The sequence below is a fragment of the Pseudarthrobacter sp. HLT1-3 genome (assembly GCF_059383535.1).
In genome coordinates, this window is record NZ_JBWZCJ010000012.1 from 37,317 (window position 1) to 62,408 (window position 25,092).

At 68.2% G+C, this 25,092-nt stretch carries 16 protein-coding genes and 2 tRNA genes; 9 read left to right on the plus strand and 9 right to left on the minus strand.

Translation table 11 applies throughout. The features are described from left to right. Positions 1–69 precede the first annotated feature (69 nt). Complete coding sequence (locus tag AC50X9_RS11920; RefSeq protein ID WP_494893838.1) at positions 70–1,032, plus strand: hypothetical protein; 963 nt, start codon at positions 70–72, stop codon at positions 1,030–1,032. A 39-nt stretch (positions 1,033–1,071) separates the two neighbouring features. After that, a complete protein-coding gene (locus AC50X9_RS11925; RefSeq protein ID WP_494893840.1) occupies positions 1,072–1,251 on the plus strand; it encodes a hypothetical protein in 180 nt (59 codons plus the stop codon). A gap of 104 nt (positions 1,252–1,355) precedes the next feature. Here AC50X9_RS11925 and AC50X9_RS11930 read toward each other — a convergent pair whose 3' ends face one another. From AC50X9_RS11930 to AC50X9_RS11960, 7 genes are all read right to left on the minus strand, one after another. Beyond that, positions 1,356–2,201, minus strand: a complete 846-nt coding sequence (locus AC50X9_RS11930; protein ID WP_494893842.1) for an aldo/keto reductase — start codon at positions 2,199–2,201, stop codon at positions 1,356–1,358. Positions 2,202–2,313: 112 nt separating this feature from the next. Then, a complete protein-coding gene (locus AC50X9_RS11935; protein ID WP_494893844.1) occupies positions 2,314–2,769 on the minus strand; it encodes a hypothetical protein in 456 nt (151 codons plus the stop codon). A 7-nt stretch (positions 2,770–2,776) separates the two neighbouring features. Further along, a complete protein-coding gene (locus AC50X9_RS11940) occupies positions 2,777–3,433 on the minus strand; it encodes a bacterial proteasome activator family protein (protein WP_494893846.1) in 657 nt (218 codons plus the stop codon). Positions 3,434–3,539: 106 nt separating this feature from the next. After that, positions 3,540–3,731, minus strand: coding sequence for a YbdD/YjiX family protein (locus AC50X9_RS11945; RefSeq protein WP_494893848.1), 192 nt, complete (start codon positions 3,729–3,731; stop codon positions 3,540–3,542). A 13-nt stretch (positions 3,732–3,744) separates the two neighbouring features. Next, positions 3,745–6,045, minus strand: a complete 2,301-nt coding sequence (locus AC50X9_RS11950; RefSeq protein ID WP_494893850.1) for a carbon starvation CstA family protein — start codon at positions 6,043–6,045, stop codon at positions 3,745–3,747. Positions 6,046–6,248: 203 nt separating this feature from the next. Beyond that, positions 6,249–6,785 (minus strand): PadR family transcriptional regulator, encoded by a 537-nt coding sequence (locus tag AC50X9_RS11955; RefSeq protein WP_494893854.1) that lies wholly within the window; start codon positions 6,783–6,785, stop codon positions 6,249–6,251. Positions 6,786–6,946: 161 nt separating this feature from the next. After that, positions 6,947–7,930, minus strand: a complete 984-nt coding sequence (locus AC50X9_RS11960) for an NAD(P)H-quinone oxidoreductase (RefSeq protein WP_494893858.1) — start codon at positions 7,928–7,930, stop codon at positions 6,947–6,949. 165 nt (positions 7,931–8,095) lie between these two features. On the opposite strand from AC50X9_RS11960, the gene AC50X9_RS11965 reads away from it, so the two are divergent. After that, positions 8,096–8,183 (plus strand) — tRNA-Ser (locus AC50X9_RS11965). A 558-nt stretch (positions 8,184–8,741) separates the two neighbouring features. Next, positions 8,742–13,292 (plus strand): ExeM/NucH family extracellular endonuclease, encoded by a 4,551-nt coding sequence (locus AC50X9_RS11970; RefSeq protein ID WP_494893861.1) that lies wholly within the window; start codon positions 8,742–8,744, stop codon positions 13,290–13,292. A gap of 158 nt (positions 13,293–13,450) precedes the next feature. Here the strand turns inward: AC50X9_RS11970 and AC50X9_RS11975 are convergent, their stop codons facing one another. Next, on the minus strand, positions 13,451–15,487 hold the full coding sequence (locus AC50X9_RS11975) for an FAD/NAD(P)-binding protein (RefSeq protein ID WP_494893863.1): 2,037 nt from the start codon (positions 15,485–15,487) through the stop codon (positions 13,451–13,453). A gap of 119 nt (positions 15,488–15,606) precedes the next feature. Between AC50X9_RS11975 and AC50X9_RS11980 the strand changes: the two genes are divergently transcribed. The 4 genes from AC50X9_RS11980 to AC50X9_RS11995 all read left to right on the plus strand — a co-directional run bounded on the left by AC50X9_RS11980 (position 15,607) and on the right by AC50X9_RS11995 (position 21,372). Beyond that, the gene (locus AC50X9_RS11980; RefSeq protein ID WP_494893869.1) at positions 15,607–17,847 is read left to right on the plus strand and encodes a prolyl oligopeptidase family serine peptidase; all 2,241 of its coding nucleotides are present in this window, start codon (positions 15,607–15,609) and stop codon (positions 17,845–17,847) included. 161 nt (positions 17,848–18,008) lie between these two features. Beyond that, positions 18,009–18,096, plus strand: a tRNA-Ser gene (locus AC50X9_RS11985). A gap of 175 nt (positions 18,097–18,271) precedes the next feature. Continuing rightward, positions 18,272–19,894, plus strand: a complete 1,623-nt coding sequence (locus AC50X9_RS11990; RefSeq protein ID WP_494893871.1) for a phytoene desaturase family protein — start codon at positions 18,272–18,274, stop codon at positions 19,892–19,894. Next, positions 19,891–21,372: an MFS transporter gene (locus AC50X9_RS11995; RefSeq protein ID WP_494893874.1), complete on the plus strand. Its 1,482-nt coding sequence runs from the start codon at positions 19,891–19,893 to the stop codon at positions 21,370–21,372. The genes AC50X9_RS11990 and AC50X9_RS11995 overlap by 4 nt, the downstream gene beginning before the upstream one ends. On the opposite strand, the gene AC50X9_RS12000 is transcribed toward AC50X9_RS11995, so the two are convergent. Beyond that, complete coding sequence (locus AC50X9_RS12000) at positions 21,317–23,518, minus strand: RecQ family ATP-dependent DNA helicase (RefSeq protein ID WP_494893876.1); 2,202 nt, start codon at positions 23,516–23,518, stop codon at positions 21,317–21,319. The two genes, AC50X9_RS11995 and AC50X9_RS12000, sit on opposite strands and share 56 nt — an antisense overlap. A gap of 152 nt (positions 23,519–23,670) precedes the next feature. On the opposite strand from AC50X9_RS12000, the gene AC50X9_RS12005 reads away from it, so the two are divergent. Continuing rightward, positions 23,671–25,089 (plus strand): phosphomannomutase/phosphoglucomutase, encoded by a 1,419-nt coding sequence (locus AC50X9_RS12005; protein WP_494893878.1) that lies wholly within the window; start codon positions 23,671–23,673, stop codon positions 25,087–25,089. Positions 25,090–25,092 lie beyond the last annotated feature (3 nt).

The window sequence follows — 25,092 nt, forward strand, 5'->3', positions numbered from 1 at the left end:
TGTCCCGTTTCTCCGCCTATCTGCCCGGCAGCGGCGGCATCGCCAGGGCGGGGCTTCTATGATTCTTGCATGGCAGAGCAGTGGCTGGCGGACGTTGCGGCACGGCTCTATGCCCTCCCGTTCGACGATTTCGTCGCTGCCCGGACAGCCGCCGCGAAGGACGTTTCCGCTGAGAAGGGGCAGCGTTCCCGTGCCACAGACGTACGCTCGCTGCCCAAGCCGTCGGTGGCTGCGTGGACGGTGAACATGCTCGCGTCCCGGCGGCCGGAGATCCTCCGCGAACTCGCCGCGCTGGGGCAGTCGATGCGGGCGGCACAAGCCTCCCTCGAGGCCCCGGAACTCCGCCGGCTGGGATCCGAACGCCGGCAACTGCTGGGCGGCGCGGTCAAGGAAGCCAGGGTGGTCGCCGAAGAACAGGGTCGGAAGATCAGCGCCGCGATCGCGTCTGAGGTGGAAGAGACGTTGCGTGCGGCGACTGCGGATGAGGGCGCCGCGGCTGCCGTGCAGTCCGGCCGTCTGCTCCGGGCCCTGTCCGCCGACGGGGTCGACGTCGTGGACCTTAGCGGCGCCGTTGCGCTGCCGGGTCTGCAACCTCCGGCACCGGCACCCCCGGTCCCTGCGCCGGCAGCGCACGGGCCGGCGTCGCCCGCGTCCACCCCCCGGAAAGAGCCGGAGCAGCCCCGGTTGCGGGCAGTCCGGCAGGAACCCCGAAAAGCCGCACCGTCAGCCCTGGTGCGGGCCCGGGCGGCGCTTAAAGACGCGGAAGAGGAAGCGCAGGCGGCCACGGGAGAAGCCCTGCGGCATCAGCAGGAGGTAGCCTCGACCACCGTCCTGACTATGGAACTCTCCGAGACCGTGCGAAGCCTGCGTGAGCAGCTTGCCGAGCGCGAACAGGAGCTCAAGGCAGCCAGAAAACGCCGCGAACTGTCCGTCGCCCAGGCGCAGCAGTCCGCGCGGGCCGCCGACAGAGCCAGACGGACCGAGGACCTGGCGCGGGAACGGGTGTTGCGGCTGGGCAACACGCCGGACTGATGACCTGGGAGTGTCGTAGGCCGGCTGCACACTTGATTTATGGAAACCAACCAGTACTTTGAAGTCACGTATTTGGACACGGACTGCGGCCGCGTCCGGGCTGAGACCTTCGATGACCTTTCCGACGCCGAACGCTTCGCCAGCCGCCGGGCCGCGGACGAGCATGGCTGGGCCATCGTCGACGCGGTGCCCGTCAAGGAAAGCCGCAAGGCCGCGTAGCCCGACCGCGGAAGTCGCCCGGACAGCAGCAGGGCCTCCATCCGGTTTCGGATGAAAGCCCTGCTTCGGTTGACGCCGGGCGCCGGCTGTCCGTGCGGCCTGGTTTAGGCGAAGTCGGAGACTGCCGGATCGGCGCCGATGCGGCCGGCACCCTCGGCCGAGTTGTCCATGCCGTTGATGGCCTGCAGGTCGGTCTCGTCCAGGCTGACATCCAGCGCGGCGTAGTTCTCGCGGATGCGGGCTTCGGTGACGGACTTGGGGATGACAACATTGCCGATGGCCAGGTGCCAGGCGATGACGACCTGCGCCGGCGTGGCGTTGTGCTTTGCCGCGATCTGGCCGATGACCGCACTCTCCAGCAGCTCGCCGCCCTGGCCTAGCGGCGACCAGGCCTCGGTGAGGATGCCTTGGGACGCGTTGAACTCCCGCAGCTCCGCCTGGTTGAAGAACGGGTGGAGTTCGACTTGGTTGATGGCCGGGACGACGCCGGTTTCGTCGATCAGGCGCTGCAGGCCTTCCTTGGTGAAGTTGGAGACGCCAATGGTCTTCACCCGGCCCTGCTTCTGCAGCTCGATCAGTGCCTTCCAGGTGTCCACGTATTTGTCCTGCTTCGGCTGCATCCAGTGGATCAGGTACAGATTCAGCGTCTCAAGGCCCAGCCGCTCCATGGACTCCTCGAATGCCTTCAGCGTGGACTCGTAGCCCTGGTCCGCATTCCACAGCTTGGTGGTGATGAACATTTCCTTGGGCTTCAGGCCGGAACGCTCAATGGCGCGTCCCACGCCTGCCTCGTTGCCGTAGATTTTCGCCGTGTCGATGTGGCGGAAGCCAGCCTCAAAGGCCTGCACGACCACCTTCTCGGCGACGTCGTCTTCAACCTGCCACACGCCGTAGCCAAGCTGGGGGATGGTGTTGCCGTCATTGAAAGTCAGTACCGGTGAAAAAGTCATCCAACTATCCTGCCAACGCCGGCCCCGGATCACCAGCGGTTGGGGGCGGCTATGCTAGGCGCTTAACCGGGAATTTCAGGCCCTGAAGTAATTCAGGGCACCGCCGGGCCGCTCAGTCCCTGGCCGCAGCCTCTGAAAGCCGGCGTTCGGCGTCGTTTACCTGCTCCAGCACCGACGCGGCACGGCGCCGCACCGACTCAGCCCCTGCCGGTGCCGGGCCGAGCGAGAGCCGGAGCATCGCTGCCGCCTCGGCCGTGGTTGCCAGGGAGTTACCGGCTGTCGACAGGGCGCGGTGCACTCCAGCCAGACTTCCCGGAATGTCGAGTCCCTCGCTGGGGGCGCGCCGCTGGGCCGCCACGCAGACCTGCCGGACCCGCCCGGACAGCGCGGACAGCTCGTTTCCGATCTCCAGGAGTTCGGCGTAAAGCGCCTCGTCCTCCACACCTTCGAGTATCTGGTGGTAGCGGTCGAGGCCGCGGATGAAGCGGTCGTGGGCTCGGCGCCAGAGGCCCTTGCCGAGCTCGGCATCGTCTTTCCGTCCTTGCCGCGCGGCGCTAAAGAATCCCAACGGTGCCTTACAAGTATTGGCCGGGACCGTGGTCCGGGTCTGCGGGGACGGGAGTTTGCGAGGGATCCGCGCCGGGCCTTGGCGCCGCGGCGCGCTGGGGCTCGCCGTTTTCGCCGATGATCACGCCGGGCGCGATTACCGTTCCGGGCGGCAACTGGCGGAGCTGTGCCTGGGCAGCGGCGTGTTCGCGGGCGGCATGCTGCGCCGCGAGGGCGGTCTGGATGCCATGGAAGAGACCTTCCAGCCAGCCGACCAGCTGGGCCTGGGCAATCCGCAGTTCGGCGTCCGACGGGGTTCCGTCCGCGGGGAAGGGGAGGGTGATCCGTTCCAGCTCCTCGACCAGTTCCGGCGCCAGTCCGTCCTCGAGTTCCTTGATCGATCGTTCATGGATTTCGGCCAGCCGTGCCCGTGCGGCGTTGTCGAGCGGGGCGGATTTCACTTCGTCCAGGAGCTGCTTCATCATCGTGCCGATCCGCATCACCTTCCCGGGTTCGTCCACGAGATCCTGCAGCTGGCTGGGCCTTGCCCGCCCACCGGCGGATGCCGCGGACGGAGCGCGTGGCCCGGGCTGTCCCTGTCCCGCGGGCTGGGCTGGCCGGGAGTCCAGTGGGGTGCCCTCGACCGGGGCATCGACGGCTGCCTGAGTGTCGTTTGGATCGCTCATGGCTTCATACTCTCACGAGCCCGGAGCCGGACAGCGAAGGGCGCCGCCGGGCACTGGTGTGCCCGGCGGCGCCCTGTCGTTAGCGGCAGCGTCGATCAGCAGCGAGTCAGCAGCACCGGCCCTGCGGGTTGGCTTCCTGACGATCCGTCTGGTCGCGCCAGAATTCCCGCTCGGTCATCGGTGCGGAACCGTGACCGGCCTCGGCATGGTGTTCCAGGTACTTCGCATACGCATCCGCACCCATCACTCCGCCCAGGTACCGGGTGAATCCCCGGAAGCCTGCGACTACAGCGTTCATTTCTGTCTCCGTACTAGTGGTGCGCGGCCTTCTTGGCCCGCTTGTCCGCCGGCAGTTGGTTCCACTCGGCCATGAGCTCACGCTCGGCCGCTGTCGGAACCGGACCGGCCGGGGCGAAGACGCGGGACGGCAACGCCGGATCCTCGTTGCCGGTGTCGACCAGACCGGCCTGGGCGTGGCGGAACGCCTTGTAGGTGGCGATCAGCGCCGTCGTGATGACGATGATGCTGAGCACCACGAAGATAACCGAAAGCCAGCCCTGGATCGCGGTGTTACGGATTACGGCCTCCATGGCCGGAACGGTCTTGGCCGAACCGAAGGAGGTTTTGCCCTCCGCGAGTGCCTTCGAGAAGGCTGCGTTGTTCGCGAAGTAACCAACCGCGGGGGTGGAGGAGAAGATCTTCTGGTAGCTGGCCGTGATGGTCACGACGGCCGCGAAGGCCATCGGAAGCGCCACGATCCAGAGGTACTTGAAGGAGCCCTTCTTGGCCGCGATGGCAAGGCAGACGGACAGAGCGATGGCGGCCAGCAGCTGGTTGGCGATGCCGAACAGCGGGAACAGCGTGTTGATGCCGCCCAGCGGGTCCGTGACGCCCATCAGCAGAACGGCTCCCCAGGCCCCGACCATCACAGCGGTGGCAAGCCAGGCGCCGGGGCGCCAGGAGTGCTCCTTGAACTTCGGGACGAAGTTGCCGATCGAGTCCTGCAGCATGAAGCGCGCAACCCGGGTGCCGGCGTCGACCGCCGTCAGGATGAACAGAGCCTCGAACATGATGGCGAAGTGGTACCAGAAGCCCATCATGGCGGTGCCGCCGATGAACTGCTGCATAATGTGGGCGAGGCCCACGGCCAGGGTCGGAGCGCCGCCGGTGCGGGACACAATGCTGGCCTCGCCGACATTGGCGGCCGTCTCGGACAGCAGGTTCGGGCTGATGTTCACGCCGGACAGTCCCAGGCTGTTGACCCAGGCTGCTGCCGTTTCAACGGTTCCGCCGGTGAGGGCGGCCGGGGCGTTCATTGCGAAGTAGAGGCCGCGGTCAATGGAGATCGCCGCAACGAGGGCCATGATGGCCACAAAGGACTCCATCAGCATTCCGCCGTAGCCGATGTAGCGGGTCTGGCGTTCCTTCTCGATCAGCTTCGGCGTGGTGCCTGAGGAAATCAGGGCGTGGAATCCCGAAAGTGCACCACAGGCAATGGTGACGAAGAGGAACGGGAACAGCGCGCCCGGGAAGACCGGACCGTTGTCACGGCTGGCGAATTCGCTGAAGGCCGGGACGGAGATTTCCGGCCGGACCACGATGACAGCCAGCGCCAGCATCACGATGACGCCGATCTTCATGAAGGTGGAGAGGTAGTCACGCGGGGCCAGCAGGAGCCAGACCGGCAGGATCGCGGCGATGAAACCGTAGACGATGATCGCCCAGGCGATGGTGACCTTGTCCAGCGTGAAGAAGGCGTCGCCCCACTCGGTGGCGGCGACGGCGCCGCCACCGATGATGGCGGCCATCAGCAGCACAAAGCCGATCAGGGAGACTTCCATGATCTTGCCGGGCCGGATGAAGCGCAGGTAGACGCCCATAAAGAGGGCAATCGGGATCGTCATGCCGACGGAGAAGACACCCCACGGGCTCTCGGCCAGGGCGTTGACGACGACGAGGGCCAGGATGGCGACGATGATCACCATAATCAGCAGGGTGGCGATCAGCGCGGCGGTGCCGCCGATGACACCGAGTTCTTCGCGGGCCATCTGGCCCAGGGAGCGTCCGCCGCGGCGCATCGAGAAGAACATCACGACGTAGTCCTGGACTGCCCCGGCGAGCACGACGCCGATGATGATCCAGATGGTGCCCGGGAGGTAGCCCATCTGGGCTGCGAGGATCGGACCGACCAGGGGGCCGGCGCCAGCGATGGCGGCGAAGTGGTGGCCGAAGAGGACGTTGCGGTCCGTCCGGACGTAGTCCTTGCCGTCTGCCTTGTACTCCGCGGGGGTCGCCCGGCGGTCATTCGGCTTGAGCAGGTACCGCTCGATGACCTTGGAGTAGAAGCGGTAGCCGATCAGGTAGGTGCACACCGCGGCGAACACGAACCAGATGGCGTTGACCGTCTCACCCCGGACAATCGCGAGCATGAACCACGCCACGGCGCCCAGCAGGGAGATTGCCGCCCAGAGTGCGATCTTGGCCGGCGTCCATTTGCGGTCTTCGGCGTCGACCACGGAGGCGTCCACGGCGGTGGCCGGCAGTGTCGGGTCCGGCGTTATGCCGTCGTCGACCAGTAAGTTTTTTGGCGTGCCATCTGGCATTGTGCCCATGTCTCCTCCTTGAGAAACCCCAACTGGGCAATCCACTTGACAGATGTGCCCGAAAGTACACTACCAACGGCGTGGATTCTTGGGTATGGGTTTACGCAAGCCGTCCATAGCGGGTCGATGAACGGTCAGGCCAACGCGCCGAACGGCGGCCCGGGATACCGGCGGGTACAGCGTGCGGTACGCGGTCGGTTCCGGCTAAAGCGTCAGGCGGGCGGCCCGGCCAGCTGCATGAGCCGGGCCTCACAAAGGTCCAGCCAGCGCACCTCGGCTTCAGTCTGGAAGATGAGGGAATCCAGCACCAACAGCCGGGCGGTGTCGGCGGCCCGGTGCTGGGACGCCATGTCCCGCCGGGCTTTGGTGTAGTCCTGCAGGGCCCGGATGGAGACGGCACGCTGGGCGTGGATGGCGGCGCCGACGTCGACGCCGGGGAGGGTGAGCCCCAGGGCGAGTTTGATGGCCAGTTCATTCCTCGGAGGGCTGGTCCGCGGCACCGGCGAGGTGAACCAGTCGCGGACCTCGTCGCGGCCCTCAGGGGTGATGCTGTAGATCACGCGCCCCTCGTCGTCTGCGGCATCCTTGCGGACAAGGCCGTCACGTTCGAGACGATCGAGGGTGGTGTAGACCTGCCCGATATTGAGGGGCCAGGAGGACCCGGTGCGGCCCTCGAATTCGATTCTGAGCTGGTAGCCATAGCGCGGGCGGTCCTGCAGAAGGGCGAGGAGGCTGTGCCGGATGGTCATGATGCTCCCGGAGGGTAGCGGGACGACAGCATACACGCGCCCCAAGACGCGTGTATACCGCGTATGGAATTACATTACCGTTATTCGCCAGCGCGAAGCAATTCGGGATATTCCAGGACTGGAATATGTGTCCTGCCTAAACCGGGCCTTCATAACCAGTCCTACATAACCAGGAGAATTTTCCCCACGTGGTCGCCGCTGTCGAAGTACCGGTGCGCGGCGCCGGCCTGCTCCAGCGGAAAGGCCTTCGCCACCAGCGGCCGGATCCGGCCGTCGGTGAGCAGCGGCCAGACCGCATCGCGGACAGCGTCCATGATGACGGTCTTCTCGCCCACCGGCCGCGGGCGCAAGGCCGTCGCAATGATCGCGGCACGCTTGCTCAGCAGTTTGCCGAGGTCCAGCTCCCCCTTGGCGCCGCCCTGCAGCCCGATCACCACCAGCCGGCCGTAGTCCGCGAGCGCGTCCACGTTTCGGGCCAGATACTTTGCCCCGACGACGTCGAGGATGACATCAGCGCCCTTGCCCCCGTTCTGCGCACGCAGACTCTCCGGGAAATCCTCCTCGGCGTAGTTGATCGCAATATCCGCGCCCAGGAACGCTTTGGCGGTGCCGACCTTTTCAGCGGTTCCCGCCGTGGTGGCCACCACGGCTCCAAAGGCCTTTGCGAGCTGGATGGCCATCGTGCCGATGCCGCCGGTTGCCCCGTGGATGAGCACCGTCTCGCCTGGCTGCAGCTGGGCGGTCATGATCAGGTTGGAGTAGACCGTCGCCGCGACTTCAGGCAGGGACGCGGCCGTGACGAGGTCGATTCCCTCCGGGACCCTGAGGACCTGGCCCGCCGGAACGGCCACCTGTTCGGCGTAGCCGCCGCCGGAGAGGAGGGCCACGACCTTGTCCCCGACTGAAAACGGTTTGGTCACCCCTGGCCCGAAGCCGGCGATCCGGCCGGAGACTTCGAGCCCGGGAATCTCCGAGGCACCCGGCGGGGGCGGGTAGTGGCCCTTGCGTTGTTGGACGTCGGCGCGGTTCAGCCCCGCGGCGACGACGTCGATCAGCACCTCACCGGTTCCGGGCACCGGTGACGGGACCTCGCGGACCTCAAGGGTCTCGGGTCCACCCGGCTTTGAGATGTAGACAGCCTTCATGGACAACTCCCGATCGGTAACAGACTTCGTGCGGCTTCTTTGATGCACCCTCGGCACACCAGGTCCGAAGCGCATTCTTCCAGAGTAGGTGGAGGAGCGTCCCCCCGCCCGCGGGCGCACCGCGTTTTTGTGGCTGCCGACAGCCTATGAAACACTACTCGTTAGGGAAGGTTGTCCGAGCGGCCGATGGAGCTGGTCTTGAAAACCAGTGTGCGGTAACCCCGTACCAAGAGTTCGAATCTCTTACCTTCCGCGAATAATGCCCCTGCCTGAGCGCTTGCGCCGGAGCAGGGGCATTTTTGCGTGCTCGGCCGGGTGGGATTGCTGCGGGCACGGACGGCTTGCAACGCTCAATGACCCCACCGGGGCGATGTTCAAGCTCATTGCAGACACCGCACAGCAAGCCGCTGATGCCCCGGAGGCGCCGTAACCCGCAGGATAGCAAGCACCCTTCGCACCCTTTAGAAAAATTGCTGTAAGAAATACCGGCCAGCCCCTTCCACTTGGGCTACTGGCCGGTATTCTTTTGGAATGCCCGGCCCTCCAAGGGGCCGGCACAGTTACCCGACGCAGGTCGGGAGCTGCACCAACTCCGTCGCTGGGGCGCACCGTTGGTTGCCCCGTGCCGGCTGTGGCACGTCCCGCTGGGGGACGTCTCGCCGAATGCACACACTAGACACGTCGTGTTCATTCACCCCTGTTTTGATGTGCCGGGACTGCTTGACCAGGAGCAGGAACCGGCCGGTCCGCGGGCATCACCCGGACATCCTCCACCAGCCCTTACCCGGGCACCTAATGAGAGTTAGAGCGGATGAAACACATACCTTGGAAAACCGCGCTGGGCACAGCGCTGTCGGCGGGGCTCATCGCAGCCCCGCTGGCCGCTGTGCCGGCGTTCGCCGTGGAGGTCTCCCCGGCAGCGGCTGGCACTTCGCCGGTCATCATCAACGAGGCGTACCTCAGCGGCGGCAGCGCCGGCGCAGCCTACAAGAACAAGTTCGTTGAGCTGTACAACACCTCGGACGCCCCGGTCTCGCTGGACGGCTGGTCACTCCAGTACCGGTCATCCACGGGTACCGGCGCGCCCGGAAACGTCGTCCCGCTGACCGGCAGTATTGCCGCCAAGAGTTTCTACGTGATCAAGGCGACCGGCAACAATTACGCGACGTCGACGGCGCCGGAATTGGCGGCGTTTGATCTGGACGCTGGCACCAAGTTCACCCCCAGCGGCACCACCGGAACCATTGTGCTGGCCAAACAGGCCACCGCCCTCAACCCGCTGGCCGACGGCTCCGTTATCGAGCCGGCCAACGTCGCTGATCTGCTCGGCTACGGGACCTCCAACACCTTCGAAACCGTGGCCGCCAGCGCGCCGGCGGGCAATACCGACGTCAAGAGCTTCAACCGCAGCAACGGCGTTGACAGCAACAACAACTCCGCAGACTTCACCCTGAACGCCACGATCACCCCCAAGGCCGTCAACGGTGTAGCCACCCCCGTCGAGCCTCCCGTCGACCCCGGCACTCCCCCGGCGGTCAAGACCATTGCCGAGATCCAGGGCAACGGCGCCGCGAGCCCGCTCGTAGGAACCTCGGCCACCACCCGCGGCAAGGTCACCGCGACGTTCCCCACCGGCGGTTTCGCCGGCTACTACATCCAGACCCCCGGCACCGGCGGCGACCTGACCCCGGCCAGCCACACGGCGTCGGACGCGATCTTCGTCTACTCGGCCGCCACGGCCGGCTCCGTCCAGATCGGCGACTACGTCGAAGTGACCGGCGCCGTCAGCGAATACTTCGGCATGACCCAGCTGACGGTCACCGCCGCGGCGGACCTGAAGAAGCTCACCGAGGCTGCCCCCGAAGTCAAGGCCACCGGCTTTGCGCTCCCGGCCGAGGAGTCCTTCCGCGAAGCGCTCGAAGGCATGCTGCTGACGCCGCAGGGGCCCGTGACGGTCACTGACAACTACTCGCTGAACCAGTACGGCGAAATCGGCCTGGCCGGCGGCACCACCCCGCTGGAGCAGCCCACCGCCGTCGCGCCGTTCGGTTCGGCCGAGTACACCGCCACGGTCGCCGCCAACGCGGCCCGAGGCATCAAGCTCGACGACGGCGCCACCACCAACTTCTTCAAGGACGCCGCCACCAAGGCTTTGGAGCTGCCGTACCTGACCACCGCGGACCCTGTCCGGGTGGGGGCACCGGTGAACTTCAAGACCGACGTTGTGCTCAGCTACGCCAACAGCTCCTGGAAGTTCCAGCCGCTGACCCACCTGACGCCCGCCAACGCGGACACGGTCCAGCCGGCGAACTTCGGCACCACCACCCGCACGGAGGCGCCGGCCGCCGTCGGAGGCAACCTCAAGATCGCCTCGTTCAACGTGCTGAACTACTTCCCCACCACCGGCGATCAGCTCACCGGGTGCACCTACTACACGGACCGCGCCGGCAACCCGATCACCGTCCGCGGCGGCTGCGACGCCCGCGGCGCCGCCAACGCTGAGAACCTCCAGCGCCAGCAGGACAAGATCGTCGCCGCCATCACCAAGTCCGGCGCCGATGTCGTGTCCCTGATGGAGATCGAAAACTCCGCAAAGTTCGGCAAGAACCGCGACGATGCCCTGGCCAAGCTGGTCGACAGCCTGAACATCGCCACACCGGGGATCTGGGACTACGTCCGCACACCTGCCAACGCACCGCCGCTGGCCGATGAGGACATGATCCGCACTGCTTTCATCTTCAAGAAGGCCGCAGCGGAGCCGGTGGGCCCGTCCATCATCCACAACGACACCGTCGCCTTCGCGACTGCCCGCAAGCCGCTGGCCCAGGTCTTCAAGCCGGTCGGCGCCGCTGATGACAAGCAGTTCATCGCAATCGCCAACCACTTCAAGTCCAAGGGCTCGGCCGCCACACCGGACGATACGGACCTGGGCCAGGGCGCGTCAAACTTCGCCCGCACGGCCCAGGCCAAGTCGCTGCTGGCATTCTCTGATGAACTGCAGAAGTCCGAGGGCACCGACAAGGTTTTCCTGATCGGCGACTTCAACGCCTACGCCAAGGAAGATCCGATCAACGTCTTCACGGCCGCGGGGTACGTGAACCAGGACGAGAAGGCCAAGAACGCCGACGGTTCCGCCAAGCACTCCTACCTCTTCGGTGGCCTGGTGGGCTCGCTGGACCACATCCTCGCCTCACCCGGCGCCAACGCCATCGTCACCGGCGCCGACATCTGGAACATCAACTCCGTGGAGTCCGTCGCCCTGGAGTACAGCCGCTACAACAACAACGTGACCGACTACTACGCGCCGGACCAGTTCCGGGCCAGCGACCACGATCCGGTGGTCGTGGGTTTGGACCTTCCGGCCACCCCGGCCAGCGTTGAGCTGAATCTTCTCGGCATCAACGACTTCCACGGCCGGATCGATTCCAACACCGTGTTCTTCGCGGGAACCATCGAGAAGCTGCGGGCCGCGGCTGCCCCCGGCGCCACGGCATTCCTCTCCGCGGGCGACAACATCGGCGCCTCGCCGTTCACGTCGGCCGTTGCCAAGGACCAGCCGACCATTGATGTGCTGAACGCCCTGGATCTGCGGACCTCGGCCGTGGGCAACCACGAGTTCGACGGTGGCTGGGCCGACCTGCGCGACCGTGTCATCGCGGGCGGCAGCAATGCCAAGTTCCCGTACCTCGGCGCCAACGTCTACAAGAAGGGCACCACCGAGCCGGTCCTGCCGGAATCCACGGTGCTCGAGCTGAACGGCGTCAAGGTCGCCGTCATCGGAACCGTCACGCCGGAAACACCCTCGCTGGTCACCCCCGCCGGGATCGCCGACCTTGAGTTCGGCGACGCCGTCGACGCCATCAACCGCGTCGCCGCCAAGATCAAGGCGGACAACCTCGCCGACGTGATCGTGGTGGCGAACCACGACGGCGCCGGTTCCGGCGCGCCCGAGGGTTCCACCCTGGAGCAGGAAGTCGCCGCCGGCGGCCCCTTCGCCAAGATGGTCACCGAGGTCACCCCGGACGTTGCGGCCATCTTCAACGGCCACACCCACAAGCAGTACTCCTGGGATGCGCCGGTCCCCGGCGTTGAGGGCAAGACCCGCCCGATCGTCCAGACCGGCAACTACGGCGAGTACATCGGCCAGATCCAGTTGACCATCGACACTGCAACCATGTCGGTCACCGGCTACAAGGCCGGCAACGTCAAGCGGACCACCTCCGCTGACCAGCCGGCAGCGGACCTGGTGGCCGCGTACCCGCGGGTCGCGGCGGTCAAGACCATCGTTGACACGGCTATCGCCGACGCAGCAGTGGTCGGCAACCAGCCGGTCGGCGCGGTGACGGCTGACATTACGACGGCGTTTGCCGGTTCCCCGGCCAAGCGCGATGACCGGGCCAGCGAGTCCACCCTGGGCAACCTCGTGGCCGATTCCCTGGTTGATTCGCTCCAGACCCCGGAACTCGGCGGTGCCGAGATCGGCGTCGTCAACCCGGGCGGCCTGCGCGACGAGCTGTACTACGCACCGGACGGGACCATCACCTATGCCGAGGCCAACGCGGTCCTGCCGTTCGTGAACAACCTGTCGACCACCTCGCTGACCGGTGCGCAGTTCAAGACGCTCCTTGAGCAGCAGTGGCAGACCAACCCGGACGGCACGGTACCCAGCCGCGCCTACCAGCAGCTCGGCCTGTCCAAGAACGTCAACTACACCTACGACGCAGCCCGCGCCGCCGGTGACCGGATCACCTCGATCCGGGTCAACGGCGCGCTGATCGACCCGGCCAAGTCCTACCGGATCGGAACGTTCAGCTTCCTGGCAACGGGCGGCGACAACTTCCGCGTCTTCACCTCCGGCACCAGCACCAAGGACTCCGGCCTCGTGGACCGCGACGCGTGGATCAAGTACCTGCAGGCGAACAACCCGGTTTCGCCGGACTTCGCCCGCCGCTCCGTCGCCGTGGTGAACACCACCGCCGCCGAGGTCAAGGGCGGGGAGGCCATCACCCTGGCCATCGCCAAGCTGGACCTCACCTCGCTGGGCAGCCCGGTGAACACCTCGCTGCGCGCCGAGTTCACGGACGCGAACGGCACCGTCACGGCACTGGGCACGGTTCCGGTTTCCGCCGGCGCCGCCACGGTAAACGTGACGGTTCCCGCCGGGGCCGCTGCCGGCACGGGCACCCTGGTGCTCACCGCCGTCGAATCCGGCACCGTAGTGAAAACGGCCGTCCTGGTCGCAGCCAGCGTTCCGGTCCCGCCGAAGTGCACCGCCCCGGTCAAGCCGCGGTTCGCCGACATCGTGGGCCAGGTCAGCTATGGAAAGGCCATGGCGGACTACCGCAAGTGCCTGAAGGGCTAACCCCCTAGCCCTACACCAGTGGACATGCCCTCCCTGGGCTGCAGCACTGGACATATAGCCCATATGTCCAGTGCTCAGCCCGGACGGAGGGCATGCTCATTTGCAGGGCGCGGCAGCGGAGGGCATGCTCACTCGTGGGGCGCGCCGGCTGTACCCAGTCAGCGTCCGAGGATGGCCCGGGCAATCTCGTCGGCGTCCCGCAGCGTGCGCTGGCCGCTGCGGTAGACGGGTCCGCTCTTCTGCCGGGCTTCGGCCGCAATGGCGGTACCCCACTGCACGGCGGATAACTGCAGGCCCAGGACGTACAGGTCTTCCGTCACCGAGCCGTTCGAGCCGAGCGGCCGGTAGGGGTGCGGCGTGACATCCAGCCCGGAGGTCGGCACCGGGGATCCCTCGGCCGTCATCATGAGCCGGGGGCGGACCAGGCCCTCGGCAAGCAACTGCTCCAGCAACGGGGACTCGTTGACCCCGACCTTGTTCGCCGGTGCCAGCGCCTCGACCATGGCCACCGCCGTCACGACTTCACCACCGCCGCCGTCGGCGTTGTTCCCCACCCACGGCGACACCGCGGTGAAAGTCCCCGACTTGCGGTCCACCCCGAACTTCGGGTCCGGCCCGACGAAGCGCACGACGCCGGCCCGGACCAGTGCCGCGAGCTGTTCGGCACGCAAGGCCGGCGGTCCGCTGGCGAGGCCTTCGACGAAGGATTCGAACCAGCCGCGGAGCCCGGCGACCCAGGACTCGTCGGTGATTCCGCCGTCCGCGACCGCCGTCTTCAGCGCCGCCCGGCCATGGTGCAGGGCGCCGATGGTCATCTTCACCGGGTCGTCCTCGCCCACCGCGGAACGCCGGGCGTCGTCGAGCAGATAGTCGACGACGGCGGCGTCGAGTTCGGCGCGGGAGGCGAACGACCGCCCGGCCAGCGGAGCCGCGAGTCCCAGCAGGTTCAGCCGGTGCGGGGGCCGGAGATGGACGTCGAGCACGGAGTCCACCAGATCCTCCCACTTCGCGGAGGAATGTGCGTGCGGGCGCAGGGCCTCCTCCAGCGCCTTCAGGAACTCCTTCGGCTCCGTCAGGATGGCGCCGGGCTGCGAGCGGGCCAGCGTGGAGTAATAGGCCCAGAGGGCGTCGCGGTGCAGGAGGGGCCAGAGATCGTGGTCGAAGGCGGGCCGTATGCCTGCCTCCGCGAATTTCGCCAGGGCGCTTTCGGTGCAGTACCGCAGTGTCACCGCGTCGGGATAATAGCCGGACAGGGTCGCCTTGGCCCGGTAGGGCGTGCCGCGGCGCGAGGCGGCGATGATCAGCGGTTCACGGCCGGAGGGAAGGTAGCTGAGGACGCCGTCGCCGCCCGGCAGGAACCGTCCGCCGCGGCCTTCGGTCAGCTGGCCCATCGCATCAAAGAAGTTCAAGCCCATGCCGCGCACCAGCACCGGCTTGACGGCCGGTACCAGGGACCAGTCGACGTCGGCCGGAACAGCCGGCGGCAGGTACAGCAGCCCGAATTCCTGCGCCGCCGCCCGGAGCTCGCGCTGTTCGGGGTTGAGCCGCGCGTCAAGGTGGCCGAGGGCCAGCACCACGGAATCGACAGTGAGGACCGCGCCGCCGGCCAGTCCGACGTCGAACCTCACGCGTCCGTCGCCGCCCGCGTCCCCCGCGCCGCCCGCGTCCCCCGCGCCGCCCGCGCCCACTACGTCTCCCGCGTCTTCGCGAGCGGCAGCGTGGCGGACCGACGTCGCCGCCGTGTCGTGGAAATCGACCGTGGCACCGGCGGGGAGTCGGGACAGCAACTCCTCCAGGGTGGAGCGAAGGTAGCGCCCGTAGAGGGCCCGGCTAGGGAAATCGGCCGAACCCAGCCCGGCGAGTTCGGCGCGATCCTCCGCGGTGAGGGAGGGGTGCGGCCGGTCCTGCTGCAGTTCCCGCCAGCGGTCGAACGAGTGGCCGGCCAGCGGCCGCGCGAGGCCGGGGTCCTCCGGGATCACCGTGGGGTAAAAGGACTGCGTGTTCATGAGGTAGTGCCGGGACTGGCCGGGCTGCCAGACATGTCCGGGCCCCGCCGGCCAGGGATCAATAACGTCAATGTGCAGGGTGGCGCCCGGACCGGACGGCACCCAGTTGGCCAGCAGCCGCTCCAGCGCGCTCGTGCCCCGGGGACCGGCGCCGATCACTGCGGTCCGGATGCTCTGCGATTTGCCCACGGCATCCAGCGTATCCGCAACGGGCACCCGGCCCGGACCGGCCCGGCGCACCCGAGCCGCGTGCCGCACGGCCGCGGCGGAACTTGCCTCCGGCGCGCCGATGTTGCTTGGATGGAAAAATGACCACCGCTGAAGCTGCACCCCTTCCCGCGCCCGAACCCGTCGACGAGAACATCTGGCTTGAGGAGATCTACGGTGAGGAACGGCTTGCCTGGGTCCGCGAACAGAACGCCCGCACCGAGGAGCTCCTGGAGGATGCGGAGTACACCCGGCTGGAAAACAGCATCCTCGAGGTGCTCGATTCCACCGACCGGATCGCCATGGTCGGCAAGCACGGCGAGTGGTACTACAACTTCTGGAAGGACCGGGCGAACCCCAAGGGCCTGTGGCGCCGGACCAGCTGGGACAGCTACCGCGGCGGAGCGCCGGAGTGGGATCTGCTGCTGGACGTGGACGCGCTCGCCGCGTCGGAAGGCGAGGAATGGGTCTTCCACGGCGCCAACTTCCTCCGCCCGGCTGAGGGCGGGATACACCGGCGGGCCCTGCTGGCCCTCTCCCCCGACGGCGGCGACGCGAACCGTTACCGCGAGTTCGACGTCGAATCCCGCAGCTTTGTGGACCCGGCGGCCGGGGGCTTTGACCTGCCGACGGCCAAGGGAAACGTTTCCTGGCTCGACGCGGACACCCTGCTGGTCTCCTCCACGGCCGCGGGGCTGCCCAGCACCACATCCTCCTACGCCCGGACCGGCGTCAGGCTGCGCCGCGGCGGATCCCTGGCCACGGCCGAGCGGCTGTTCGAGATCCCGGAGGACCACATGATGGCGCTCGTGGCGCACGACTCCACCCCGGGCTTCGAGCGGACCTTCGCCGTGGACTGGATCAGCTTCTTCGAAAAGACGACGTCAGTGCTGCGCAAGGGCCAGTGGGTGCAGATCGACGTCCCGGCGGACGTCAACCTCAGCTCGCACCGCGACTGGCTGCTGTTCCGGCCGCAGCAGGACTGGACCGTCGGCGGCACGACCCACCCGGCGGGATCCCTGCTCGCGGCCGGCTTCGAGGCCTTCCTGGCCGGCAGCCGGGACCTGTCCGTGCTGTTCACCCCTGATGAGCACACCTCCCTGCAGTCCTGGAGCTGGACGCGGGACTTCCTGCTGCTGAACCTGCTGCGGGATGTCTCCTCGGAGATCCGGGTCCTCGATCCGCGGCAGCCCGGCACGGACACCGCCTGGGCCGCCACCGTGCTGGACGCCTGCCCGCCGCTTCACGACGTCAATGCCTACGCCGTCGACGACGAGGACGCCGCCGACGATTCGGACGACGATGGCACCGACGGCGCTGCACCGGTCACCGGGGGCGAGGCGCCGGGCGCGGGCAACGACTTCTGGCTCGTGGCGACCGGTTTCACCACGCCGAGCACCCTCACCCGCGGCACGCTCCAGCGCGGCGCCGACGGCGGCGTGGTCAGCACGCACGAGGTGATCCGGTCCTCGCCGTCGTTCTTCAACGAGGCAGCCTATGAGGTCCAGCAGCACTTTGCCGTGTCCGCGGACGGCACCCGGGTGCCGTATTTCCAGGTGGCGTCCAAGGACCTCGCTCTGGACGGACAAAACCCAACGCAGCTCTCCGGCTACGGCGGGTTCGAGATCTCCCGGACCCCTGCCTACAGCGGCGCGATCGGCCGAGCCTGGCTGGAACGCCGCACCGGGGAATCCGCCGGGACCGAGGGCGATGCCGCGCACACCCGCGGCGGGGTCTACGTGGTGGCCAACATCCGCGGCGGCGGCGAGTACGGCCCCTCCTGGCACCGCGCCGCGCTGCAGGACAAACGGCACCGGGCCTACGAGGATTTCGCCGCGGTGGCCGCGGACCTGATCTCCCGCGGGGTGACCTCCCGCGAACGGCTCGGCTGCGTCGGCGGGTCCAACGGCGGCCTGCTGGTCGGGAACATGCTCACGCGGTACCCGGAACTCTTCGGCGCCGTATCCTGCGGTGTTCCGCTGCTGGACATGCGCCGCTACACCAAGCTGTCCGCCGGCTACTCCTGGATTGCCGAATACGGCGATCCGGACGTACCCGAACAGTGGGACTTCATCCGGACGTTCTCGCCGTACCACCTGCTCCGGGACGGGGTGGACTACCCGGAGACGTTTATCTGGACGGCCACGTCGGATGACCGGGTCGGTCCGGTCCAGGCGCGCAAGATGGCCGCCCGGATGCAGGCGATGGGCATCCCCAACGTCTGGTTCCACGAGGCGCTGGAAGGCGGCCATGCGGGAGCGTCGGACAACCGGCAGGCCGCGGCGCTACAGAGCCGCAGCCAGCACTTCCTCTGGCGGTCCCTGGCCGGCGGGGACGCCTGACCCGACTGGAGCTGGCCCGCGCGGTACCGCCAACCCGGCCAACGCGGGGTCATTTCCGGCCCATGCGAGGCCCAGACATGGGCGCGCAGTGACCCCGCGTTGCTCGTTTTGCACTGCATGGCCCCTTCTGCGTATCCTTGGTTGGCTAGTTACTAGCAATTGGAGACGTGCCAGAGCGGCCGAATGGGCTTCACTGCTAATGAAGTGTGGGGCACAACTCCACCGGGGGTTCAAATCCCCCCGTCTCCGCGTTTGGCCCCGGTCCCTGGACCGGGGCCTTTTGCGTACGCGGGGAATCTTCGCGGCGGGTCGCCACGAGCGGGCAAGTGAAGACGGATGCCGCGGGCTGCGGCGTACCGGCCGCGCCCGTCCGGGTGCCGGACACCGGGCGCCTTGCCTTGGACCGGGATGGCAGGATTAGCCCATGTCACGGAACACCATGTCGAGGAACACCGCGTTTGACGCAATCATCGTAGGCGGCGGCCACAACGGTCTGGCTGCGGCAGCGTACCTGTCCCAAGCCGGCCGGAACGTCCTGCTGCTGGAGAAGCTCGAACATCCCGGCGGCGCCGCGGTGTCCGCCCAGGCGTTCGACGGCGTCGACGCCCGCCTCTCGCGGTATTCCTACCTCGTCAGCCTCCTGCCGCAGCAGGTCGTTGACGACCTGGGCCTGCGCATCCGGCTGGCCCGGCGGCGGTATTCGTCCTACACACCCGATCCGCACGACAGCAGGAAGGCCCTGCTGGTCGATAACGGTGATGCCGCGGCGACCGCGGCGTCCTTCGCCGCGGTCGGGGCGCCCGACGGCGAATTCCGGGCTTTCGCCGATTTCTACGCCGGCTGCCGCCAACTCACCGAGGCCCTCTGGCCCACCATGACTTCGCCGCTGCCGACCCGCTCCGAAGCGCGGAAACTCGCGGCCGGAGCCGGAGCGGAAGCAGCCTGGGATGCCATGATCGAACGGCCCATCGGTGACGCCATCACCCGGGACCTCCAGCACGACCTGGTCCGCGGCGTGGTGCTCACGGACGCCCTGATCGGAACCTTCGCCCGGGCAGACGACGAGGACCTGCAGCAGAACATCTGCTTCCTCTACCACCTGATCGGCGGCGGAACGGGCGACTGGGACGTACCCGTCGGCGGCATGGGCGCCGTCTCCGGCGAACTGGAACGGGCCGCCCGAGAAGCGGGGGCAACAATACTGACGTCCGCGGACGTCACGGCCGTCCGCCCGGGGGGTGAGGTCAGCTACCGCCACGCCGGCACGGAGCACACGGCCACCGCGTCGTGGGTGCTCGCCAACGTGGCCCCGGTGGTGCTGGACCGGCTCAGGGGGCACGACGGGCCCACCAACACCCCGCGGAACCCGAACCATCTCCGGGAGGGCGCCCAGGTCAAGGTGAACCTGCTGCTGAAACGGCTCCCCCGGCTACTGGACCAAGGTGTCAGCCCGGAGGCGGCCTTCGGCGGGACGTTCCACATCAACGAGACCTGGTCGCAGCTCGACGCCGCCTACCTCGCCGCCGCGGCCGGTGCCATCCCCGACCCGCTGCCCTGCGAGATCTACTGCCATTCCCTCACGGATCCCAGCATCCTTTCCCCCGAGCTGCAGTCCGCCGGGGCGCAGACCCTGACCGTGTTCGGCCTGCACGTCCCGGACCGGCTGATTACGGCGGAAAACAACGAGCACCGACGGGCGGAGCTGCAGGCAGCGGTCCTGAAGTCGCTGAACTCGGTCCTGGCTGAACCCATCGAGGAGCTGCTGCTGAGCGGCCCGGACGGACGGCCATGCATCGAAACGAAGACGACCCTGGACATCGAGCGGGCGGTCGGCATGCCGCGGGGCAACATTTTCCACGGCGGCCTGGACTGGCCCTTCGTCGAGGACGATGCGCCCCGGGACACCCCGGCGCGGCGCTGGGGCGTTGCGACGGATGACCCGCGGATCCTGCTCTGCGGTTCCGGTGCCCGGCGCGGCGGTGCCGTGAGCGCGATCGGCGGGCACAACGCGGCCATGGCGGTGCTGGAGTCCACCGCTCCCGCATGAGTGAGCCTTTACCGGGCCGGCCCGCGTCCAGCACCGCCGCGGACGTATGGAGTCCCCGGCTGGCCCTGCTGGTCGCCGCGACGTTCTTTATGGAATTTCTGGACGGCACCGTCCTGACCACCGCGATCCCCAGCATCGCGGCGGACTTCTCCGTCCCGTCAGCAGACGTCAACATCACCATGACCGCCTACCTCATGACGGTGGCGATGGGGATCCCGCTCAGCGGCTGGCTGGCCGAGCGTCTCGGGGCGCGGCGGGTGTTCTGCCTCGCCATAGCGACGTTCACCGTGGCCTCGCTGCTGTGCGCGCTCAGCCAGGACCTGACCATGCTCACCCTCAGCCGGGTGCTGCAGGGCGCGGGCGGCGCCATGATGGTGCCGGTGGGCACCCTCGTGGTGCTCCGCGGAACGGCCAAGAAGGACCTGCTCCGCGCCACGGCCTACCTGGTGTGGCCGGGGCTGCTGGCACCCGTGCTGGCTCCGCTGGTGGGCGGCGCGCTCACCACGTTCCTGTCCTGGCACTGGATCTTCCTGCTCAACCTACCGCTGGGACTTGCGGCCTTCCTCGCGGCCCTGCGGCTGGTCCCGGACACCGCGGGTGACCGCAACCGGCGTCTGGACTGGCTGGGCCTGACGCTCACGACGCTGGGCGTGGGGGCCGTGGTGGTGGGCCTGGAACTGGCCGGCGGCCGCGAGTCCGGCGGTCTGGCGGCCATCGGCATCACCGCCGGGCTGCTGTTCGTCGGTATAGCCGTCTGGTGGATGCGGCGGGCCCGCTCCCCCTTGTTCGACCTCGGGGTCTTTTCCGCCCGGACGTTCCGTGCCACGGCCACCGGCGGCTTCATCTACCGCCTGACCATCAGTGCCGTGCCCTTCCTGCTGCCGCTGATGTTCCAGAACGGCTTCGGCTGGGATCCGCTGCACGCCGGCGTCCTCGTGGCGGCGGTGTTTGTTGGCAACATCGGGATCAAACCGGCCACCACCCCGCTGATCCGGCGCTTCGGCTTCAAACCGGTGCTGGTCTTCGCGTCCCTCGCCTCGGCGGCCACTTTCGCGCTGTGCGCCCTGCTCGACGCCGGCACCCCGGAGCCGGTGATCTTCGCGTTGCTGGTGGCCAGCGGAGCCTTCCGGTCCATCGGGTTCTCGGCCTACGCCTCGGTGCAGTACGCCGACGTCGTGCCGGCCCAGCTTCCGTCCGCCAACGCCGTTTCAGCCACCCTCGTGCAACTTGCGGCGGCGGCCGGGATCGCTATCGGGGCGCTGCTGATCCGGGTTGCCGAGGCCGGGGGCCCGCTGCTGGGCGGGGCGGGTGCTGCCGTGGATCCGGCGGCACCCTACCGGGCCGCGTTCCTGGTGATTGCGGTGGTCATGCTGTTGAGCACTTTGGACAGCCTGACGCTGCCGCGCCATGCGGGAGCCGAGGTCAGCCGGCCTGGCCCAGCACCAGCGGCAGCACCGCGCCGGCGCCCGCGAGCCTGAGGGCCCGGCCGGCGACAGTCACGGTCCAGCGGCTGTCCACCAAGTCGTCAATCAGCATCACGCTCTGGCCCTGGATCCCGGCCAGGGCTGCTTCCAGCTCCGGTCCCACAACGAGGTGTTCCCAGACACCGGCCAGGCGGTAGGCGCTGTTGCCGCCCCGCCCGCCCGTCGGTCCGCCGTGCTCGAGCTGCAGCTGCCCCAGGTACGGGATCCGGCCGATCTCCGAGATGCCCCGGGCCAGCGAGTCCACCAGGGCCGGCTTCCCGCGGGACGGGATGCTGATGATGGCGGCGGGCCGGCCGGCCCCGCTCCAGCCAGGGGTGCGGGCGTCACCGGTGCCCCACTCGCGCAACACCTGGACACAGGCCTGCATCATGCCCGGGTCCACCGTGCGGTCAGGGGCGCCTGCGGCGAAGGCTTCGCGCAGCGCGCCGCCCCAGCCCAGGTCGGTGAGCCGTGCCAGCGCCCGGCCATGGGCGACGCTTTCTTCGGGTTTGATCTTGCCCTTCACGGGCACGCCCAGCCGGTCCATGCCGCTGGGCCACTGCAGCCGGGGTTCCAGAGGGACACCGGCGCGGCTCAGGGTCTGGCCCGCGGCTTCCGTGGCGGAGGCGGCAATGTCGGCCGGGAACCACTGTCCGGCGCAGTTGTCACAGCGGCCGCAGGCGTGGGCGGTCTCGTCGTCGAGGACCGAGGTGATGTATTCCATCCGGCAGCCGGCGGTGTCCTGATAGATCACCATGGAGTCCTGCTCGTCCACGCGGGCCTCCGCGATCCGGCTGTAGCGCTCGGCGTCGTAGGTCCACGGCTGGCCGGTGGCCCGCCAGCCGCCGCCCACACGCTCCACCGCGCCGTCGACCGCCAGTACCTTCAGCAGCAGCTCCAGCGGCGTCCGGCGCAGGTCCACCCGCGCTTCCAGCGCCACGGTGGACACGGCGGTCCCCGCTTCGGCGAGGGCGGTCAGCACGGCGCCGGCCTTTTGCTCCGAAGGCATCGAGGCGGTGGCGAAGTACTGCCAGATATCGCGGTCCTCGGCACCGGGCAGCAGCAGCACGTCGGCATTGGCGGCGCCACGGCCGGCTCGGCCGACCTGCTGGTAGTAGGCCACGGGCGAGGACGGCGCCCCGAGGTGCACGACGAAGCCGAGGTCCGGCTTGTCGAAGCCCATGCCGAGGGCGGACGTGGCGACCAGGGCCTTGACCTGGTTGTCCTTGAGGAGCTGCTCGGCGCGTTCCCGGTCGGCGGGGTCAGTGCGTCCGGTGTAGGCGAGCACCTCGTGCCCCGCTTCGGCCAGGAGCCGGGCCGTGTCTTCGGCGGCGGAGACCGTCAGGGTGTAGATGATTCCGCTGCCGGGGAGGTCTGCCAGGTGCGTGAGCAGCCAGCCGAGCCGTTCCCGGGAGTCCGGCAGGCTCAGCACGCCCAGCCGGAGCGATTCACGGCCCAGGGCCCCGCGGATGGTCAGCACCCCGTCGCCCAGCTGTTCCTCAATGTCGTGGACCACCCGGGAGTTGGCGGTGGCGGTGGTGGCCAGCACCGGAACGGACTCCGGCAGCTGGGTGATCAGGTCCGCGATGCGCCGGTAGTCGGGCCGGAAATCGTGGCCCCAGTCCGAGATGCAGTGCGCCTCGTCGATGACCAGGAGCCCGGTGCGGCGGATCAGTTCGGGCAGCTGGTTCTCGCGGAAGGAGGGGTTGGTGAGGCGCTCCGGGGAGACCAGCAGGACGTCGACCTCATCCGCAGCGAGTTGTTCGCGGACGGTGTCCCACTCCAGCTGGTTGGCGGAGTTGATGGCCACCGCACGGACCCCGGCCCGCGCCGCGGCGGCCACCTGGTCACGCATGAGTGCCAATAGCGGGGAAACAATCAGAGTGGGTCCGGCGCCGCGGCGGCGCAGCAGCAGGGACGAGACAAAGTACACGGCCGATTTTCCCCAGCCGGTGCGCTGCACCACGAGGGCCCGCCGGCCGCCGTCGACGAGTGCCTCGATGGCCTCAAACTGCCCGTCATGGAACTCCGCCGCCGGGTGCCCCACCAGGACGCGCAGCACTTCCTGGGCCTGCTCCCGGGTCCCGGAAACTCCGTCGGAACCGGCGGCATCGGCGGGAAGGGAAGCGGACAGGACTGCAGCGTTCTGGTTATTGGCCATTGCTTCAGTATCCCAGCCCCCTCCGACAGCCGCGAAGCCACGGAGCACCGCTATGTGGACAATCACAGCGGAGGCGCCGGTGATCTGCCGGCGGGACGACACCTCCGGCGCCCCTCCACGTCCGTGTTCGGCTGCAACGTAAGATAAGACGCGTGACTATGGACCAGACAAAAACTTTTGACCTCTCGGCCTCCTTCAAGGCCTACGACGTGCGCGGCATTGTCGGCGAATCGATCACCGCCGAGATCGTCGAGGCTGTGGGTGCGGCGTTCGTCGACGTCCTGCAGTTGGAGGGCAAAACGGTGCTCGTCGGCGGCGACATGCGCCCGTCGTCCCCCGAGTTCAGCAAGGCGTTCGCCAACGGCGCCGCCCGGCGCGGGGCCAACGTCCAGTTGCTCGACCTCATTTCCACCGACGAGCTCTACTACGCCTGCGGCGCACTGAACGCGGCCGGGGCCACTTTCACCGCGAGCCATAACCCCGCGGAGTACAACGGCATCAAGATGGCCAAAGCCGGTGCCGAACCGATCTCCTCCGAATCCGGGCTCAAGGAGATCCAGGCCCGCGCCGAGGAATACCTCAACGCCGGCTCCATCACGGCCGCCCCGGTCCGCGGCCTGATCGGCGTCCACGACGTCCTCAAGGGCTACTCCGAATACCTCCGCAGCCTGGTGGACCTCCGCGGCTCCCGCCCGCTCAAGGTCGTCGTCGACGCCGGCAACGGCATGGCCGGCCTCACCACGCCCGCGGTCCTCGGCGATGCCCTGCTGCCCAAGCTCCCGCTCGAGATCATCCCGCTGTACTTCGAGCTCGACGGGTCCTTCCCGAACCACCCCGCCAACCCGCTGGAGCCGGAGAACCTGCGAGACCTGCAGGCCGCCGTCGTCGAGCACGGGGCGGACATCGGACTGGCGTTCGACGGCGACGCCGACCGCTGCTTCGTCATCGATGAGATGGGCGAACCCGTCTCGCCGTCCGCGATCACCGGAATGGTGGCCCGCCGCGAGATCGCCCGCGCGCAGGGGCTCGGCGAGGCGAACCCGACCGTCATCCACAACCTGCTCACCTCGCGCGCGGTTCCCGAACTGGTCGAGCGCCACGGCGGCCGTGCCGTCCGCACCCGTGTGGGCCACTCCTTCATCAAGGCTGTGATGGCCGCCGAGGGCGCCATTTTCGGCGGCGAACACTCCGCCCACTTCTACTTCCGCGACTTCTGGAACGCAGACACCGGCATGCTGGCGGCCATGCATGTCCTGGCCGCCCTCGGCGAACAGGACGGGCCGCTGTCCGAGCTGGGCCGCGAATACGAGCCGTACATGTCCTCCGGCGAGATCAACTCGGAAATCGAGGACAAGGCCGGCGCCGTGGAGCGGGTCCGGCTCGATTTCCACACCGAGGACGTGGAGGTGGACTACCTCGACGGGAGTACCTTCATCGCCACGGACGGCAGCTACTGGTTCAACCTGCGCCCCTCCAACACGGAGCCGTTCCTCCGCCTGAACGTCGAGGCCACGGACAAAGCCACCATGGAGCGCGTCCGGGACCGCGTCTTGGCGCTGGTCCGGGGCTAGGAC

Coding starts and splice junctions, on each gene's coding strand:
- AC50X9_RS11920 (WP_494893838.1), top strand. CDS start 70: ATGGCAGAGCAGTGGCTGGCGGACGTTGCGGCACGGCTCTATGCCCTC.
- AC50X9_RS11925 (WP_494893840.1), top strand. CDS start 1,072: ATGGAAACCAACCAGTACTTTGAAGTCACGTATTTGGACACGGACTGC.
- AC50X9_RS11930 (WP_494893842.1), bottom strand. CDS start 2,201: ATGACTTTTTCACCGGTACTGACTTTCAATGACGGCAACACCATCCCC.
- AC50X9_RS11940 (WP_494893846.1), bottom strand. CDS start 3,433: ATGAGCGATCCAAACGACACTCAGGCAGCCGTCGATGCCCCGGTCGAG.
- AC50X9_RS11945 (WP_494893848.1), bottom strand. CDS start 3,731: ATGAACGCTGTAGTCGCAGGCTTCCGGGGATTCACCCGGTACCTGGGC.
- AC50X9_RS11950 (WP_494893850.1), bottom strand. CDS start 6,045: ATGGGCACAATGCCAGATGGCACGCCAAAAAACTTACTGGTCGACGAC.
- AC50X9_RS11955 (WP_494893854.1), bottom strand. CDS start 6,785: ATGACCATCCGGCACAGCCTCCTCGCCCTTCTGCAGGACCGCCCGCGC.
- AC50X9_RS11960 (WP_494893858.1), bottom strand. CDS start 7,930: ATGAAGGCTGTCTACATCTCAAAGCCGGGTGGACCCGAGACCCTTGAG.
- AC50X9_RS11970 (WP_494893861.1), top strand. CDS start 8,742: ATGAAACACATACCTTGGAAAACCGCGCTGGGCACAGCGCTGTCGGCG.
- AC50X9_RS11980 (WP_494893869.1), top strand. CDS start 15,607: ATGACCACCGCTGAAGCTGCACCCCTTCCCGCGCCCGAACCCGTCGAC.
- AC50X9_RS11990 (WP_494893871.1), top strand. CDS start 18,272: ATGTCACGGAACACCATGTCGAGGAACACCGCGTTTGACGCAATCATC.
- AC50X9_RS11995 (WP_494893874.1), top strand. CDS start 19,891: ATGAGTGAGCCTTTACCGGGCCGGCCCGCGTCCAGCACCGCCGCGGAC.
- AC50X9_RS12000 (WP_494893876.1), bottom strand. CDS start 23,518: ATGGCCAATAACCAGAACGCTGCAGTCCTGTCCGCTTCCCTTCCCGCC.